The organism is Microvirga sp. GCM10011540, assembly GCF_042650665.1.
GTDB lineage: Bacteria > Pseudomonadota > Alphaproteobacteria > Rhizobiales > Beijerinckiaceae > Microvirga > Microvirga lenta.
Genome location: NZ_JBHSBQ010000136.1, coordinates 1 through 15,530 on the forward strand (window position 1 = coordinate 1; position 15,530 = coordinate 15,530).

Below are 15,530 nucleotides of genomic sequence, written 5' to 3' on the forward strand. Positions count from 1 at the left end.
CTTTCTCGGGATCGGGGCGGACCGTGTGGCGTTTCCGCTGGAGCGGTTCTGGCTTCGGGGCGATCAGCTGTTCATCCGGGGGGTGACGGAGCAGGATATCGAGGCGATGGACGATTATCGCGATCAGATCGACAGCTTCCAGCGTCTGCCGCGCAACCAGCAGGCCGAGCTGCGGGTCTGGGAGTAATCCCACACCTCGCCCCACACCAAAACAACGAGCCGGCGGAGAAATCCGCCGGCTCCAGCAGCCTCAGGGGATGGTACACGCAACGACGTGAGGTCGCGTCATCACAGATGAGGGCTGCTGCATCCGCCGGAACTGAAACGTCCTGTTCGACTCCGCGAACGACTGATGATTCTTAGCCAGAGGAACATCACACACCCGGAGTGAGGGATGAACGAAGGCGGCAAGTTCAGAGCCTGCACTTGCAAAATTGTTGATGGGCTCATCCTCTGGCGTGCCGAAGCCATGACTTCACAGGAGCTATGTACTCGCTGTTTTGAGAGCATCCAGGATCGTTGACGCCACAGAAGGCCAAGGATGGGTGAGGTGATCGGCATGAGCTTTGAACGAACACCCGTTGAGCCGAAGCTACTCCTCGATGGGCGACCTCGGAACAGACTGCTCGCAGCATTGCCACCCTCCGAGCTGGAATACATCCTCACGGAACTGGAACTCGCCGTCATTCCTCGCGGATCCATCCTGCAGGACTACTATAAGAAGCAGGATCACGTCTTCTTCATCGAGAGTGGCTTGGTCTCGCTGCAGGCCAAAACCAACAGCGACGATCCCGTCGAAGTCGGGGTTCTGGGCCGAATGGGCATGGTCGGAGCACCGGTCGTTCTCGGTACTCTTGATGCTCCCCTGCGTGCCGTCATGCTGATCCCGGGCGAAGCGCTCATGATCAGCGCCGCCAGCCTTCGAGCTGCCATGGCCCGCACGCCAATACTGCACGATCTCCTCTTGGGCTATACCCAGGCGATCACCGTGCAGAATTCCCAGCTCGTGCTGTGCAGTTCACGCCATGAGACGGAGCAGCGTCTTGCACGATGGCTCCTGCTGGCTCACGACTGGCTCAAGTGCGATCTCATTCCCGTAACGCACGAAACGCTCAGCAACAGTCTGACCGTCCGCAGGCCCAGCGTCACGGTCGCCATCAGCAATCTCAAGGAGGCCGGCGCCATTCACACCGACCGCGGGTGCATCACTATCGCGAGCCGGCCGAGGCTGGAGCGCCTCGCCTGCGGCTGTTACCGCGTGATCAGGTACGAGTATGCCCGCCTGCTCGAGAAGACCCTGATCGTCCCCGGTTGAAGACGAGGTCGCGGCTTGCCGAGCGAGCGCCGATATCGCGGATCTCGCCTCGATCCCCGCGATACCCGAACCCGGCCTACTCGGTCCCTGGACGGTTTTACACGTCAGCCGTTGAACGACGGCATCGCCTTGAGCTGCTCGGCCGACATCGGAAGGATGATCCGATCGGGATAGACGACCGGGCTGATCCGGTTACTCAGGCGGGTGTCGACTCCCGCCTCGGTGCTGGGAGCTAGGCCCCCGACAGTGCCGGTCGTTGCCGTGGTCCCCGGATCGATCCGGAAGGCATGGACCGGAACACGGACCTTGCGTTCACCGAAACCGAGAGTGCCGCCAACCTCGAGGACGAACTCGGACATTCGGCCGTCGGGCCCAAACAGCACGTCGGCGATTTCGCCGATCACCTGATCGTCCGCGCCATGGACCTCCCGTCCGACGAAATCCGAGGGGCGCAGGGTTCCCGGCGTATATTGCCCGAGATACCGCTCCAGCTCGAACGTCGCGCTGCCCGGAGGCACCGGAGCTCCTGCCGTGCCACCGGCCTGCGCATAGGCGGGGGCCGTCAATATGATCGAAACGCCTAGACTCACGAAGTGCAGAAATGTCCGCATGAATTCCTCCTTGAACGATCCCGCAGGGGCGGCCGGGGATCGGGTTAATCGGGCAGGGGCTTGCTAGAGCTGAGGTATGTTGACGATGTCGGAATCCACGAGTTCGCGGTACTCATGGTCTCTGACGTCCCAGTCCGGAACAGCCTCCAGCTCAGGCCCGGTCACATCCCGCACAACCAGACGGCCCTGCTGATAGAAGACCTGGTCCAGGCGGATAGGGACTTCCTTCTCGGCAACACCGAGGAATCCGCCCCGATCGAGAACGATGAAGCGGCGTCCGTCGGTGGACTTGAAGACGAGACGCTTCACTTCACCGAGCTTTTCTCCTCGTGCATTATAGACACCGCTTCCTTCGAGTTCTCCGGCCCGCATGGTTCGGAACGGAAGTGCGGCCGTGCTCGCCGGGTCCGGCGTGCCCTGGTTCACCTGGGTCTGAGGAGAAACGCGCTGAGGCGTGGCATTCTGCGCCATGGCAGCAAGCGGTGCCGACAGAAGCAGGCCCAGCAGCACCTTATGGTGTATCTTTTGCATCGATCGAGATCCCTCGTGGAGCATCGAAGTGTTCAGCGAGCATCATTCCCATGAACAACAGAGGGATACGAACAGCGTTCCTCATGGGGGGCGACCGTGCGGCAAATTCCGTACGGTGGCGGACAAAACAGAGGCTCCGCAAGCGGCCTGCCGGCTGGGCCGCGGCGCATCCCGAAGGCGAGGGGCGCCCGCTTTGCAGGGGCAGCGAAGGCTTCGCATCTCCTAAACCGCCTCACGCTCGACCTTGCCCTCCGCCTGCAGCCACAAAGTGACGACCCAGCACAGCAACGCCCAGGCAGCGCCGACGGCCCAGCCTGCCAGTACATCGGTCGGCCAGTGAACGCCGAGATAGACCCGGCTGATGCCGACCAGGATCGTCAGGAGCACGGCAGACACAAGAATGTACGCCTTCGCGCGCTTGGGCGACTGGACCCGTGCAAGCAGCGCGCCCAAGGTCAGGTAGACCACGGCCGCCATCATGGAGTGGCCGCTTGGGAAACTGGCCGTGTAGACATAGGAACCGTGGGAGACAAGATCGGGCCTGGGGCGGTCGAAGCCCATCTTGATGAGGGTGCTCAGCAGGATGCCGCCAGCGACCGAAAGCAGAACTGCAAGAGCGGCACGCCATTTGTCGGTCAGGAAAAGGTAACCCACCGCGCCTACCGTGAGCAGCGTCAGGACGCCGACCCCGCCCAGCGCCGTGAAGTCGCGCATCATCTCCTCCAGCCAGGCAGGGCCTAGCGGCTCTGCCGGGTCGGCTTCACTGCGCAGGGCGAGAAGGAGCCTCCGGTCGATGGCGTGGGTGCTGCCCTCCACAACCTCGTCCGCCAGTTCGACGAAGGCCCAGATAGCGCCTGCCGCCGCGAGGCTCGCCAGCAGGATGGGCCACTCGGCCCGACCGATCTGCCGGGCAAGGGCTCCCATCCGGGATCCACCGGCCATGTCCATGGGCTGTTGTTGCAGGCGCGGCTTCAATTTCCATCCGTTCGGTTGTTCTGAGTGGCTTCGCCCAATCAACGCGCCGTGCCGAAAAGAGGTTGAACAGCATCGGCACCTCGATGGTCCACTACCGTACCAACACTTTGCGGTGGAAGCACAGGCACTCGCGAGGAGGAGCAGGAACAATGCACCTCCGGACAAGTTGGCGACCGTTGTATTTCGATCAGCGGAGAGTGCCATGCGTCAGGGACGGAGCCGATTTGGGGAGGCGGGCAGGGCGATCCGCCAGAGCCGGGACAGCATTGCAGACATCTGGGGGGAGCGCACTGGCTTCCATGGCGAGGACCAGTGGCCTGCCCGCGTCGACGAGGCTCTGATCGAGGAGCCCGAGCGCTGGGTTCAATCGGCCTGTGTCCTGTGCTCCAACGGCTGCGCTCTCGACATCGGCGTCAAGGACGGGCGCATCGTCGGGGTGCGCGGCCGCGAGGTCGATCGGGTCAATCGAGGACGACTTGGTCCCAAGGGCCTGCATGGCTGGCGCGCCAACAACAGCCCGGATCGTCTGACCCGACCCCTTATCCGCTCCGGCACGGGCTTTCGCGAGGCGAGCTGGGACGAGGCGATGGGCCTCATCGTCTCCAGGTCGCAGGAGCTGATCCGCGACTATACGGGCTCCTCGATCGGCTTCTACACCACGGGTCAGCTGATGCTGGAGGAGTACTACACCCTCAGCGTCATCGGCAAAGCCGGCATCGGTACGCCGCATATGGACGGCAATACCCGCCTCTGCACTGCGACTGCCGCTGCGGCGCTGAAGGAAACCTTCGGTTCCGACGGGCAGCCCGGCAGCTACTCCGACATCGATACGACGGACTGCATCCTTCACGTCGGTCACAACATCGCCGAGACCGATACCGTTCTCTGGATGAAGGTGCTCGACCGCCGTCGCGGGCCGAACCCGCCCAAGCTCATCGCAATCGACACGCGCGAGACACCGACGGCCAAGGAAGCAGATATCCATCTCTCTCCGAAACCCGGCACGAACGTGCCTGTCCTCAACGGACTTCTGAACCTCATCATCGAGGGGGGCGGAGTGGATCGAGCCTTCGTCGAGGCGCACACGATCGGCTTCGACAAGTTGAAGGAGACCGTTTCCAAATACACGCCAGAACGCGTGGAGGAGCTCTCAGGCGTGCCCGCTGAGAGGCTTCGGGAGGCCGGGCGTATGCTCACGGAAGCCAAGAGCCTCGTATCCACCGTGCTCCAGGGCGTCTACCAGTCGATGCAGGCCACTGCGGCGGCCGTGCAGGTCAACAACATCAACCTGATCCGCGGCTTCATCGGAAAGCAGGGCTGTGGTCTGCTGCAGATGAATGGCCAACCGACCGCCCAGAATACCCGCGAATGCGGAGCCGACGGCGACCTGCCCGCTTTCCGCAACTGGGATAACCCGGAGCACATCAAGGAGCTGGCGGAGCTGTGGAACGTCGAGATGGACAAGATCCCGCATTGGGCTCCTCCGACCCATGCGCTCGAAATCTTCAACTATGCGGAGAAAGGCTCGATCCGCATGCTGTGGATCCAGGCCACCAATCCGGCGGTCTCGCTGCCTGACCTCGGTCGGGTACGCTCCATCCTGAAGAACCCGAACCTGTTCGTGGTGGTGCAGGACATGTTCCCGACAGAGACGACGGAACTGGCGGACGTGGTCCTGCCGGCTGCGGGCTGGGGCGAGAAGACCGGCACCTTCACCAATGTCGACCGCACGGTGCATATCACCCACAAGGCGGTCGAACCGCCAGGCGAGGCCAAGTCCGACCTGGACATCTTCCTGGATTATGCGCGCCGCATGGACTTCCGCGACAAGGATGGGCGGCCGCTGATCAAATGGCACGATCCGGAGAGCACGTTCGAGGCGTGGAAGGCCTGCACCCGGGGGCGGCCCTGCGACTACACGGGGCTGTCCTACGCCAAGCTCACGGGAGGCTCAGGAATTCCCTGGCCCTGCAACGAGCAGCAGACGGAGGGCACCAAACGGCTCTACGAGGACCATCATTTCCCTACGGAGCCCGAGTATTGCGAAAGCTTCGGGCATGACCTCGTCACCGGCGGCGTGGTCACACCGACCGAATACAAAGCCCTCAATCCGAGCGGAAAGGCTCTCCTGAAGGCAGCCGAGTACCACGCTCCCCACGAGGAGCCCGACGACGCATATCCGTTCTGGCTCTCGACAGGCCGGCTCGTCTACCATTTCCACACCCGCACGAAGACGGGACGCTCCGAGGAACTCCACAATGCCGCGCCCGATGCCTTCATCGAGATGAACGTTGCGGACGTGCTCGGAAACGGCTTGAGGGAGGGCGATTGGGTCAGCGTGTCCTCCCGGCGGGGAAAGGTCGAGGCTCGTATCAGGATCGGCGACATCGAGCCGGGGAGAGTCTTCATTCCGTTCCACTACGGCTACTGGGACGACCCGGAGCGGATGCGTGCGGCGAACGAGCTGACCCTGTTCGAATGGGACGCTGTAAGCAAGCAGCCGCACTTCAAGTATGCGGCGGTATCCATCAGCAAGATCGACGAGCCGCAAACGGATCAGCCCGACACGGCGCCTACCATTGCGTCCGAGGTGGTCGACCGCCTCAAGCACATGGCGGATGCGGCCATGAAGGTGGTTAAGCCCGAGCACCGGCACGTCCGTGAGTATCTCGGCCTGCTGGAAGGCAGCGAGCGGGCGCTGGCAGACGCGCTGGAAAAGGTTGCCGAGGCGCATGCGCGCGAGCCTGACATTCGGAACGAATGCCACCTTCTGGCGCACTGGTCCCGCAAGGAGCTCGACGAATTGCGTTCTCTCATCGAGCGCTACGGAGAGGAGAGGGAGGCCGAGACGGACCGCCTCGGAAGTGCCCTGAAGCCGCAGCAGAAGGCGACCGGTTTCGGCCTCGTTCGCGACCTGCACGATTGCTGGCTTCTCGCCAACGAATCGCATGTATCGCTCGTCATCCTCGCCCAAGCCGCAAGCGGGCTGCGCGATGAGCAGATGAAGGGCCTTATCAAGCGGATCGATGAGCAGAACCACCGACAGCGCACCTGGCTGATGACGCGGATCAAGCGGGCTTCGCCTCAGGCTCTTACGGTTCCCTCGTAAGGATGAGAGCCCGTGAAGAGCATTCCCGAGTGGATTTGGGCGCCGCTGTCGGCGATGCTGCTGACAGCTGTCGTCGGCGCGACGGGATACTGGGCCGGCCTGCCGTGGCTGTTCCCGAGCCTTGGGCCGACCATTTTTCTGCAGGTGCATAAGCCGGGGCAGAGTTCCGCAAAGCTCTACAATGTCGTCGTAGGGCATGCGGCCGGCATCGTGGCCGCAATCACCGGCGTCCTCATCCTGGGGGCAGGGAGCGCTCCGCCCGTGTTGTCGTCGAACGAGCTGAGCTGGCCCCGGATCTGGGCGTCGGTGATCGCGATGGGGGCGACGCTGCTGATTCAGGTTCCGCTCAAAGCCTCCCATCCGCCTGCTGCTGCGACCGCGCTGCTGGTTTCGCTGGGCGGATTCTCCCTGGCGTGGCGCGACATGGGGGTGCTGACCGCCGGTATCCTGATTGTCGCCCTGCTTGGAGAGGGATTGCGGCGGTTGCGGTCTGCCGGTGACTGAACCTCCCTGCCTTGGAAGTCCGCCCGAAGCGGGATCCGAGCACCGGTGAAGAGGCCCTGACTCGGCACGAGCCTCGGACGCGGTGAGGGGAGGCCCGGCTACGAGCTCTGCTCACAGCCAAGGTTGTCGTTCGAATTGCCGTGCCTTTGCGTGTCAGCCCTCGTTATAGGGCCTCGGGACTATTGACGCTGCATGCTGGCGCGCCTACATCATACTCCAATATGGAGTATTCCACTTTGGACACAAAAACCCTTTGCCTTGCCGTCCTGTCCATGGGGGACGCTTCCGGCTACGAGATCAGAAAGCGTGTCGAGGAGGTCTTCGCCCGCTTCATGGACGTCGCTCCGAGCGGGATCTACGCCGCTCTGAAGCTGCTCGATCAGGAGGGCCTCGTCTCGGCGACGGTCGTGCCGCAGGAAGGCAAGCCGAACAAGACCGTCTACACCTTGCTCGACAGGGGTCGCGAGGCTCTGGCTGCATCGCTCCGGGCCTCGGAGGGACGGCACAGAATCCGCTCCGAGTTGGTGACGCTGCTGATGTTCGCCGATCTGCTTCCTCCTGAGAAGCTGCGAGACGTCCTCGCCAATCGGGTGGCGGAACTGGAGCAGATCAAGGCCGAGATGGAAGCATCCACCAACACCTGCCGCCCGGGGCACCGGTTCCTGGTTCGCATGGGGAGGGTCTTGGCCGAGGCGGAACTCTCATTCCTGCGCGAGAGCGTTCCGGAACTCTTGGCCGAGCTCGGTCGGAGCGAAAGCGACGTGGGTACATCCGCGGCCGGCGAACTCGTCGGACATGACCAGCACTAGGGGCATTACCTTGAAGAAAAACTTTGCTGTCGTGCTTGCCGTGGCCGCCGTCGTTGCGGCGGGAGCCGGGGGGGCGCGCTACCTGAAGAACGATACGGCCCAGGCGGTGGCTCCGACTACGGCTCCCGGGCCCACGGTGGTCGAACTCGCAGCGAGCGAGATCTCCGAAGTGCGTAAGACGGACCTTCGGTTCAACGTCCCGCTCGCCGGTACCCTGCGCCCTGTGGATCAGACGACGCTCAAGTCGGAGGTTGCGGCGAAGGTGTCGGAGGTCCTGGTTCAGGAGGGCCAGCCCGTAAAGAAGGGTGACGTCCTCGTGCGTCTCGATACCGAGGATCTCGAAACCAGGCTGAACGAGCGCGTGGCCAACCTCGAATCCGCGAAGGCACAGCTTGTGCTGGCGGAGAAGAACCGCTCGATGAAGCTCAGCCTTCAGCAGAAAGGTTATGCGGCCCAGGCCTCCGTGAACGAGGTCGAGAGCTCGTACCGGGCCGCCCAGGCGAGCGTTCGCGCACAGCAGGCGCAGGTCGATCTCGCCCGGAAGGCGCTCGAGGAGGCCGTCGTAAAGGCTCCGATGGACGGGTTCGTGTCCGAGCGTGCCGTCAATCCGGGCGACAAGGTTCCGGTGGACGGCATGCTGCTGACGCTGATCGACTTGGCGAAGCTCGAGATCGAGGCGCCGGTGCCGACGAACGAGATCGCACGCGTGGCGGTGGGACAGAAGGCGAGCTTCCGCGTGCCTGGCATCGAAGGTCGAGAGTTCTCCGGCCGAGTCGAACGGATCAATCCGACGACTAAAGCCGGTTCGCGCTCGATCCCGGTCTACATCCGCGTCGAAAACGGCGACCAGGTTCTGCGCGGCGGCATGTTCGCCTCGGGCGACATCGTTGTCCGGGAGGTAAAGGAGGTCGTCGCAGTCCCGCCGGAAGCGGTGCGCGGCGACGCCGACCGTAAATACGTGCTCAAGCTCGACGGCGGAAAGATCGCCCGGCAGTCGGTCGAGGTGTCGGAGGACGCCACGGCCACCCTGGTCGCCGTGAAGTCGGGCCTGTCGGAGGGCGACACCGTCGTGAGCGCCCCGTCCATCATTCTCGAACCGGGTACTCCGGTCCGCATCGGCGGAAAGTAAGATGTTTCTCACCCGTATCAGCATCAACAACCCGGTCTTCGCCACCATGATGATGGTTGCGATTCTCGTGGTCGGGCTGTTCTCCTATCAGCGTCTCGGCGTCGATCAGTTTCCCGACGTCGACATCCCCACGGTCGTCGTGACGGCCTCCTATCCAGGGGCCTCCCCGGAGGCGGTGGAGAGCGACGTCACCCGCAAGATCGAGGATGCCGTCAACACGATCAGCGGTCTCGACACGCTCACCTCGCGTTCCGTCGAGGGGCGCTCCATCGTGATTGCGCAGTTCACCCTCGACACGCCTGGGGCGACCGCCGTGCAGGACGTGCGCGAAAAAGTGGCCGGCATTCGCGGTCAGCTCCGCGATGAGGTGGACGACCCGACCGTCACCCGCTTCGACCCCGACAGCGCGCCGATCGTATCGGTGGCGGTGGAGTCGCCTTCGCGTTCGTTGCGCGAGCTGACGACGCTGGCCGACGAGGTCGTGCTCAAGCGGATTCAGACTGTTCGCGGCGTGGGCAGCGCCGCCATCGTCGGCGGGGTGAAGCGCCAGGTCGAGATCCGGCTCAAGCCGGACCGGATGCAGGCGCTCGCCATCGGCGTCGATCAGGTCGTGGCGACGATCCGCTCCGAAAACCAGGACCTGCCGGCGGGCAACGTCACCCGCGGGCGCGAGGACAAGGTCGTCCAGATCGAGGGAACTGTGAAGGAGCCGCGCGAGATCGGCAATTTCATCGTGGCCCAACGCGGAGGCTCTCCGGTCCGCCTGTCCGAGGTGGCTGACGTCATCGACGGCCAGGAGGAGAAGACAAGCCTCGCCCTCTACAACGGCAAGCCGGCTCTGGCGGTGGATGTGGTGAAGGTGCAGGGCGCCAACACGATCGAGGTCGCCGACGGCGTGTTCAAGGCTGTGAACGAGCTCAAGGTCTCCCTGCCGTCGGACGTAGAGCTGTCCGTCGTGAAGGACTCGTCCAAGGGTATCCGCAGCTCGGTCGCGAACGTGCGCAGCACGATGCTCGAGGGCGCAGCCCTGACTATCGCCATCGTGTTCCTGTTCCTGCACTCGTGGCGCTCGACCGTGATCACCGGGCTCACGCTGCCGATCTCGGTGATCGGCACGTTTGCGGCGCTCGCCTTCATGGGCTTTACCCTGAACACGATGACCCTGATGGCCCTTTCGCTTGCCATCGGCATTCTGATCGACGACGCCATCGTGGTGCGTGAGAACATCGCCCGCCACCTCGAAATGGGGGCAGGCCACTTCGAGGCCGCCCTCAAGGGTACCCAGGAGATCGGCTTGGCCGTGGTGGCGACCACGCTCGCCATCGTGGCCGTGTTCGCCCCCGTGGCCTTCATGGGCGGCATCATCGGCAAGTTCTTCTTTCAGTTCGGCATCACCGTCTCTGTGGCGGTGCTGATTTCGCTGTTCGTCTCGTTCACGCTCGATCCGATGCTCTCGAGCGTGTGGCACGACCCGTCCATCGGCCGGAAGCCTCGCGGCGTGTTCGGCTGGGTCGCGAGCCTGTCGGACAAGCTGACGGCGGGGATCCTGGCCGTCTATCGGCCGCTGATGCGCTTCAGCCTGCGGCGCCGCTGGGTCGTGATGGTGGCCGCCCTAGGCATCTTCGTGGGCAGTTTCGCCCTCGTGCCCATGATCGGCGTCGAGTTCGTCCCGACGGCCGATATGGGCGAGATGACCGTGAAGGTGACCGCGCCGGTAGGCTCCTCCCTTGAATATACGGAGACGAAGGCCCGTCAGGCGGAGGCCGCCATCAAGGACTTCCCGGAGGTGGACTTTACCTACACGACGATCAATAGCGGCCAGGCGGCCGGCAGGAACGAGGCGAGCGTGGCGATCACGCTCAAACCCATCGAGGAGCGGACGCGCTCGGCAACGGAGCTGGTGGACCTGATGCGCGAGCGCCTCAAGGCGATTCCCGGTATCGATCTGGCCGTGAGCCTGCCGGGCGTCGGCGACGGTAAGCCGGTTCAGATCAGCGTCCAGGGACCGAACCTCGACGAACTGGCCCGGATCGCAAACGAGACGGCGGCCATCATGGGGAAGGTGCCGGGCGTGGTCGACATGGAGTCGAGCCTGAAGGCGGCCCGCCCCACCATCGCAGTCAGCCTTGATCGCGAGCTGGCGAGCGATCTCGGGGTGAGCCTGCAGCAGGTTTCCGACACGCTCAGGCCATTGTTGTCCGGCGAGGATGCAAGCAGCTTCCGCGCGCCGAACGGCGAGAACTACGATGTCAACGTGCGCCTGCCCGAGACGGGGCGCGAGTCCCGCGAAGACCTGTCTCGGCTCTATCTCGCCAGCAGGCTGTCGAACGAGGACGGCACGCCGCGCATGGTCGCGCTGCGGGAGGTGGCGAAGCTGGAGCCTGGCGTCGGCCCGTCCCAGATCAATCGGCGCGATCTCGCGCGGGAGGTGCAGATCACGGCCAACGTCAGCGGCAGGGCCGCGGGCGACGTCACGAGCGAGATCAAGGCCGCGCTCAAGGAGGTGAAGCTGCCGGCGGGCTATCAGTACGTGTCCGGCGGATCGGCGAAGAACATCGAGGAGACTTCCGGTTACGCGGGGTCGGCGCTGCTTCTGGCCGTGATCTTCATCTACATCATCCTGGCGTCGCAGTTCGGCAGCTTCCTGCAGCCGCTCGCCATCATGGCGTCGCTTCCGCTGTCGCTGGTCGGCGTGTTCCTCGGTCTGCTGGCCTGGGGATCGACCCTCAACATGATGTCCGCGATCGGCTTCATCATGCTGATGGGTCTCGTGGTGAAGAACGCGATCCTGCTGGTGGACTTCGTCAACCAAGCCCGTAAGGGCGGCATGGAACGCTCAGCCGCAATCATGCAGGCTACCGAGGTGCGCCTGCGGCCCATCCTGATGACGACGCTCGCCATGATCTTCGGCATGCTGCCGATGGCCTTGGGGCTGGGCGAGGGCGGGGCGCAACGCGCCGGCATGGCACATGCCGTGATCGGAGGCCTGATCAGCTCGACCGTTCTCACGCTGGTGGTGGTGCCGGTGGTGCTCACCCTGCTCGAGGACATGGCATACAAGCTCGGCTTCGGACGAAAATCTGATGTCGCGCCTGTCACGGAGGATGCCGGTCCGGCGCTGTTGGCGGCGGAGTAGCGGAGGCTGGCGCCGTCCGGAATCGACATGGAAAGGGTGCGCAAGAGCGCATCCTTTCGCCTTTGAAGGAATGCAACGCCGGGAAATCGAAAAGACGCTGCGAATCTCGTCAGACCTGTCGGGTCCCACGGTAACGGGCGAAGGTTCTTTGTCCTTCAGCCCCGAACAGAACAACGTCGTAGGTGTCGTTCTCGACGCCATCGACTTCCATTCCCGGTGATCCGACGGGCATGCCGGGAACCGCGAGACCCTTGGCATGAGGCTTCTCGGCAAGGAGGCGCTTGATCGCGTCCGCGGGAACATGCCCCTCGATGACGTAGCCGCCGACCTCGGCCGTATGGCAGGATGCGAGAGATTGGGGCACGCCGAGGCGGACCTTGAGGCGGTTCACCTCGGGTGACTCGACCACCTCCACCGGGAAACCTGCGGCGCGGACGTGGTCGACCCAAGCGCCACAGCAGCCACAGTTTGGATCCTTGGTGACCACCAGCTTCGGCTGGGATTCTGTTGCCGCCGCGGCGACGGCGGACATGGCGATAGGGGTGGCGGCAAGGCCGACGAGAAGCGCTCGCCGGTTGACCGTCGGATTGCTTTTCATGATGTGAGCCTCACTGCTTGGCGTTCTCCTACGCCTTCATGATGTCCCGGGCGAGTTGGCGGATCTTCATGCCCTTGCCAATGGCCGCGGTAACCTTGGTTATACGCGACCTGGTGAATGGCGATTGCGCTGCACACGACATCGCGAACCATGTTGCTTGTATAGGCCATCGCCGTGTCGCAGTATCCCGGATCATTGCATCGATTTCGAATTAGAGCCCATGAACTTGGGTTTTCAGGAGCCGCGACTCAATAGGGCTTCTTGTCCACCCGGGATTGGCAGCAGTCACGTGCTCCGCTCGCAGGATCGGACGATCTCGGTTCAGAGGCAGCCCGGAGGATCCCTCTGATGCCAGCGGTTGGAGTATCCGCATACATGTCCTGGCCCCTTCGCATTTGCGGCCAAGCCTCGTCCACGCGTATTGGACACTATAGCGTTGGCTTTAATGTAATTATGCTCCAAAATCGGGAGGCCAGCCAATTCTGAACAGTTGTTCATTTGAACATGCCGAGTTCTCGCTTCTCCTCCGACCAGGTTTGCCCATCGATGGGGCTCAATAAGTCTTCATGCGAGGGTGGTCTCTTCATATCATTCCTGCGATCCTTCAGTATAAGGGAACATCATCCCTGAATTTGTCGTTGATCCCCCACTGATGCGGCTCGAGTAGGCCGCTCATGTTTTGGGAGGTTACACATGCGCATAGCATTTCTGACAACAGTCGCCGCTGCCGCTTTCTCACTGAGCCTTGCGGCCGTGGCTCAGACGAGCGGCGGTGCATCGGGCGGTACTTCGGGCGGTACGTCGGGTGGGACGTCGGGCGGGACGACCGTTGCTCCCAGCACATCCGGCGGAGCTTCGGGTGGCGCTTCGGGCACGACGGGCGGCAGCACGGGTAGTGCGTCGGGAACCACCTCGGGCGGCGCTTCCGGCACCACGTCCGGTGGAACCTCCTCAGGCACATCGGGCGGCACGTCCGGCGGGGTCTCCGGAACGACCTCGGGCAGCGGCTCTGGCGGGGCGGCAAGCGGCACGTCGGGTGGAACCTCTGGCGGAGCCTCCGGCAGCACCTCCGGCACGGCGTCTGGAACCACGGGTGGTGGCAACACCAACGTCAACATCAACCTGTCGGGCGAGCAGCGCACCCGAGCCGTTGAGACGCTCCGCAGCGTGAATGTGAGGCCGGTGCAGCAGAACATCAGCATCTCGGTGGGGCAGACGGTCCCGACTACGGTAACCGAGCTGGTCGACTGCCCGACAACGCTCGAGAGCCTGATCACCGGCATCCGTGAGTGTAAGGTCGTGCTGGTCGGCGATCGGTACTACATCGTCGAGGGTAGCTCCCGCCGCGTCGTTACCGTGATCGAGCGGTAAACCTTCGCAAGAGACTGGTCCGCCTTGCGGACCTTCTTCACCCCGCGGTGCTCACGTGCCGCGGGGTTTCGCTGTCGCTGCGGGCTGAGAATGGCGCCGCTGATGAACCATCGCTTTCCGGCTGGGTTGGACAGCTAGGCCGCGCAGTCCGAGGAGACTGTCGGACCATCCAACTCTCAATGAGGAGGTGCATATGGCTGAGACATATCGAGGCGGCGCTTCGCGTCTGGGCTCCGGAACCGGAATGGGATCTCCAGCCTACGGGATGGACGATCAAAGAAGAGCGATCTCGCCGGATTACGATGAAGACCTGGAGGGTTACGACTACGACCAATGGGGTGATTACGACGAGCGCCAGAGGACCCGCACCGGCCTCGCCCTTGATGACGGTATCATCCTGCTCGGCATTCTTCTCGGGGGAACGGCAGGATACATGATCGCATCCTCAGTTCGCACGGATCAGGTCGGCAGCAAAGCCCGGAGACGGTTCGGGCGGTCGGGCGACAGCCAGTACTCGGGCCACCGGGACCAAAGGAGATCCTAAAGTTCCGTCGAGCATGACGAAACGACGGATCTGATCGCGTCCAATAAGGTCGAAAGCACGGCGGTCTACAATCGCAGCGGCGAAAAGCTCGGTGAAGTGTACAACTTCATGGTCGGCAAGCGATCGGGCCAGGTTGCCTATGCCGTGATGAGCTTCGGCGGCTTCCTGGGGATCGGCCAGAAATATCATCCGCTTCCGTGGAACATGCTGACCTACGACACGAGCAAGAAGGGCTACGTGGTTGACGTCGACAAGGAGCAGCTGATGGGAGCTCCGAGCTATGGAGCAGGCGAGGAGCCATTCTCTCAGCCGGATTACGGAAAGCACGTGCGGGACTATTGGGCCTCCCGCGGGTCACGATCGGCAGTGATCGGATAATTCATGCGATGAGGCCTGCCATTCCCGAGAGTGGCAGGCCTCACCGCTCTCTGCCCCACCTCAAGAGATGAAATCAACGGTCCGACAGCCGAGCCTGCTCGTCGGCGTCGTGCCAGATGACGGTCTATGCCTTGGTGGAAGGCGAGGTGAATGTCATCGTGAAGATCTGTCCGGCGATCGCGCCGCCGAGTTCTGGCGTGACGTTCAGAGGTGTGCAGGCATCGAGAGATGCCAGGATCCGGCTCATGATGATCTTCCGCTCCTCCACGTCGCCGTTGAAGGTGGAGTAGGTGATGCGGGGCTTCCCGAGCACTTCGCCGTTACGCTTGAAGCTGAAGCGGATCGTGACCTGAAAATTCTGGGTATCCGGTGGTGGATTCCAACAGGACCAGAGGGCCTCTCCCATTTTCCGGATGGTGTTGACCGGCGGCCCGACCGGGGCCTGTTGCGAGATGGCGGATGTGATCCCCAAGGCAGACAGTGCGAGACCGACAAGAAACCGTTTCATGATGCCCTCCGC

At 63.3% G+C, this 15,530-nt stretch carries 15 protein-coding genes; 10 read left to right on the plus strand and 5 right to left on the minus strand.

The annotated features are described in order from the left end of the window. The coding region (locus ACFOYU_RS20580; RefSeq protein ID WP_377035051.1) for a hypothetical protein at positions 1-187 on the plus strand (187 nt) is incomplete at its 5' end. A 372-nt stretch (positions 188-559) separates the two neighbouring features. Further along, positions 560-1,315, plus strand: coding sequence for a Crp/Fnr family transcriptional regulator (locus ACFOYU_RS20585; protein WP_377035052.1), 756 nt, complete (start codon positions 560-562; stop codon positions 1,313-1,315). Between the two features lie 104 nt (positions 1,316-1,419). On the opposite strand, the gene ACFOYU_RS20590 is transcribed toward ACFOYU_RS20585, so the two are convergent. From ACFOYU_RS20590 to ACFOYU_RS20600, 3 genes are all read right to left on the minus strand, one after another. Continuing rightward, entirely contained in the window at positions 1,420-1,926 is a 507-nt protein-coding gene (locus tag ACFOYU_RS20590) for a PRC-barrel domain-containing protein (protein WP_377035053.1), read from the minus strand. Positions 1,927-1,989: 63 nt separating this feature from the next. Continuing rightward, positions 1,990-2,457 carry a PRC-barrel domain-containing protein gene (locus ACFOYU_RS20595; protein WP_377035054.1) on the minus strand — a complete coding sequence of 156 codons (468 nt, stop codon included), beginning with the start codon at positions 2,455-2,457 and terminating at the stop codon, positions 1,990-1,992. 222 nt (positions 2,458-2,679) lie between these two features. Continuing rightward, positions 2,680-3,381 (minus strand): phosphatase PAP2 family protein, encoded by a 702-nt coding sequence (locus tag ACFOYU_RS20600; protein WP_377035055.1) that lies wholly within the window; start codon positions 3,379-3,381, stop codon positions 2,680-2,682. A gap of 253 nt (positions 3,382-3,634) precedes the next feature. On the opposite strand from ACFOYU_RS20600, the gene ACFOYU_RS20605 reads away from it, so the two are divergent. From ACFOYU_RS20605 to ACFOYU_RS20625, 5 genes are all read left to right on the plus strand, one after another. Further along, positions 3,635-6,541 (plus strand): molybdopterin oxidoreductase family protein, encoded by a 2,907-nt coding sequence (locus tag ACFOYU_RS20605; RefSeq protein ID WP_377035056.1) that lies wholly within the window; start codon positions 3,635-3,637, stop codon positions 6,539-6,541. 12 nt (positions 6,542-6,553) lie between these two features. Beyond that, positions 6,554-7,045 carry an HPP family protein gene (locus ACFOYU_RS20610; RefSeq protein ID WP_377035057.1) on the plus strand — a complete coding sequence of 164 codons (492 nt, stop codon included), beginning with the start codon at positions 6,554-6,556 and terminating at the stop codon, positions 7,043-7,045. Between the two features lie 236 nt (positions 7,046-7,281). Beyond that, positions 7,282-7,854, plus strand: a complete 573-nt coding sequence (locus tag ACFOYU_RS20615) for a PadR family transcriptional regulator (protein ID WP_226741718.1) — start codon at positions 7,282-7,284, stop codon at positions 7,852-7,854. Between the two features lie 10 nt (positions 7,855-7,864). Next, positions 7,865-8,983: an efflux RND transporter periplasmic adaptor subunit gene (locus tag ACFOYU_RS20620; RefSeq protein ID WP_377035058.1), complete on the plus strand. Its 1,119-nt coding sequence runs from the start codon at positions 7,865-7,867 to the stop codon at positions 8,981-8,983. A gap of 1 nt (position 8,984) precedes the next feature. After that, positions 8,985-12,119 carry an efflux RND transporter permease subunit gene (locus ACFOYU_RS20625; RefSeq protein ID WP_377035059.1) on the plus strand — a complete coding sequence of 1,045 codons (3,135 nt, stop codon included), beginning with the start codon at positions 8,985-8,987 and terminating at the stop codon, positions 12,117-12,119. 109 nt (positions 12,120-12,228) lie between these two features. Here the strand turns inward: ACFOYU_RS20625 and ACFOYU_RS20630 are convergent, their stop codons facing one another. Continuing rightward, a complete protein-coding gene (locus tag ACFOYU_RS20630) occupies positions 12,229-12,717 on the minus strand; it encodes a DUF411 domain-containing protein (protein WP_377035060.1) in 489 nt (162 codons plus the stop codon). Positions 12,718-13,410: 693 nt separating this feature from the next. On the opposite strand from ACFOYU_RS20630, the gene ACFOYU_RS20635 reads away from it, so the two are divergent. From ACFOYU_RS20635 to ACFOYU_RS20645, 3 genes are all read left to right on the plus strand, one after another. Beyond that, entirely contained in the window at positions 13,411-14,088 is a 678-nt protein-coding gene (locus ACFOYU_RS20635) for a DUF1236 domain-containing protein (protein WP_377035061.1), read from the plus strand. Between the two features lie 193 nt (positions 14,089-14,281). Then, positions 14,282-14,632, plus strand: a complete 351-nt coding sequence (locus tag ACFOYU_RS20640) for a hypothetical protein (protein WP_377035062.1) — start codon at positions 14,282-14,284, stop codon at positions 14,630-14,632. A 33-nt stretch (positions 14,633-14,665) separates the two neighbouring features. Beyond that, a complete protein-coding gene (locus ACFOYU_RS20645; RefSeq protein ID WP_377035098.1) occupies positions 14,666-15,010 on the plus strand; it encodes a PRC-barrel domain-containing protein in 345 nt (114 codons plus the stop codon). A gap of 124 nt (positions 15,011-15,134) precedes the next feature. On the opposite strand, the gene ACFOYU_RS20650 is transcribed toward ACFOYU_RS20645, so the two are convergent. Further along, the gene (locus ACFOYU_RS20650; protein ID WP_377035063.1) at positions 15,135-15,518 is read right to left on the minus strand and encodes a hypothetical protein; all 384 of its coding nucleotides are present in this window, start codon (positions 15,516-15,518) and stop codon (positions 15,135-15,137) included. Positions 15,519-15,530: the final 12 nt, after the last annotated feature.

Excerpts from the sequence above, each read along its gene's own strand:
- ACFOYU_RS20600 (WP_377035055.1), bottom strand. The coding sequence starts at position 3,381 with ATGGGAGCCCTTGCCCGGCAGATCGGTCGGGCCGAGTGGCCCATCCTG.
- ACFOYU_RS20630 (WP_377035060.1), bottom strand. The coding sequence starts at position 12,717 with ATGAAAAGCAATCCGACGGTCAACCGGCGAGCGCTTCTCGTCGGCCTT.
- ACFOYU_RS20605 (WP_377035056.1), top strand. The coding sequence starts at position 3,635 with ATGCGTCAGGGACGGAGCCGATTTGGGGAGGCGGGCAGGGCGATCCGC.
- ACFOYU_RS20635 (WP_377035061.1), top strand. The coding sequence starts at position 13,411 with ATGCGCATAGCATTTCTGACAACAGTCGCCGCTGCCGCTTTCTCACTG.
- ACFOYU_RS20590 (WP_377035053.1), bottom strand. The coding sequence starts at position 1,926 with ATGCGGACATTTCTGCACTTCGTGAGTCTAGGCGTTTCGATCATATTG.
- ACFOYU_RS20640 (WP_377035062.1), top strand. The coding sequence starts at position 14,282 with ATGGCTGAGACATATCGAGGCGGCGCTTCGCGTCTGGGCTCCGGAACC.
- ACFOYU_RS20625 (WP_377035059.1), top strand. The coding sequence starts at position 8,985 with ATGTTTCTCACCCGTATCAGCATCAACAACCCGGTCTTCGCCACCATG.
- ACFOYU_RS20585 (WP_377035052.1), top strand. The coding sequence starts at position 560 with ATGAGCTTTGAACGAACACCCGTTGAGCCGAAGCTACTCCTCGATGGG.
- ACFOYU_RS20595 (WP_377035054.1), bottom strand. The coding sequence starts at position 2,457 with ATGCAAAAGATACACCATAAGGTGCTGCTGGGCCTGCTTCTGTCGGCA.
- ACFOYU_RS20650 (WP_377035063.1), bottom strand. The coding sequence starts at position 15,518 with ATGAAACGGTTTCTTGTCGGTCTCGCACTGTCTGCCTTGGGGATCACA.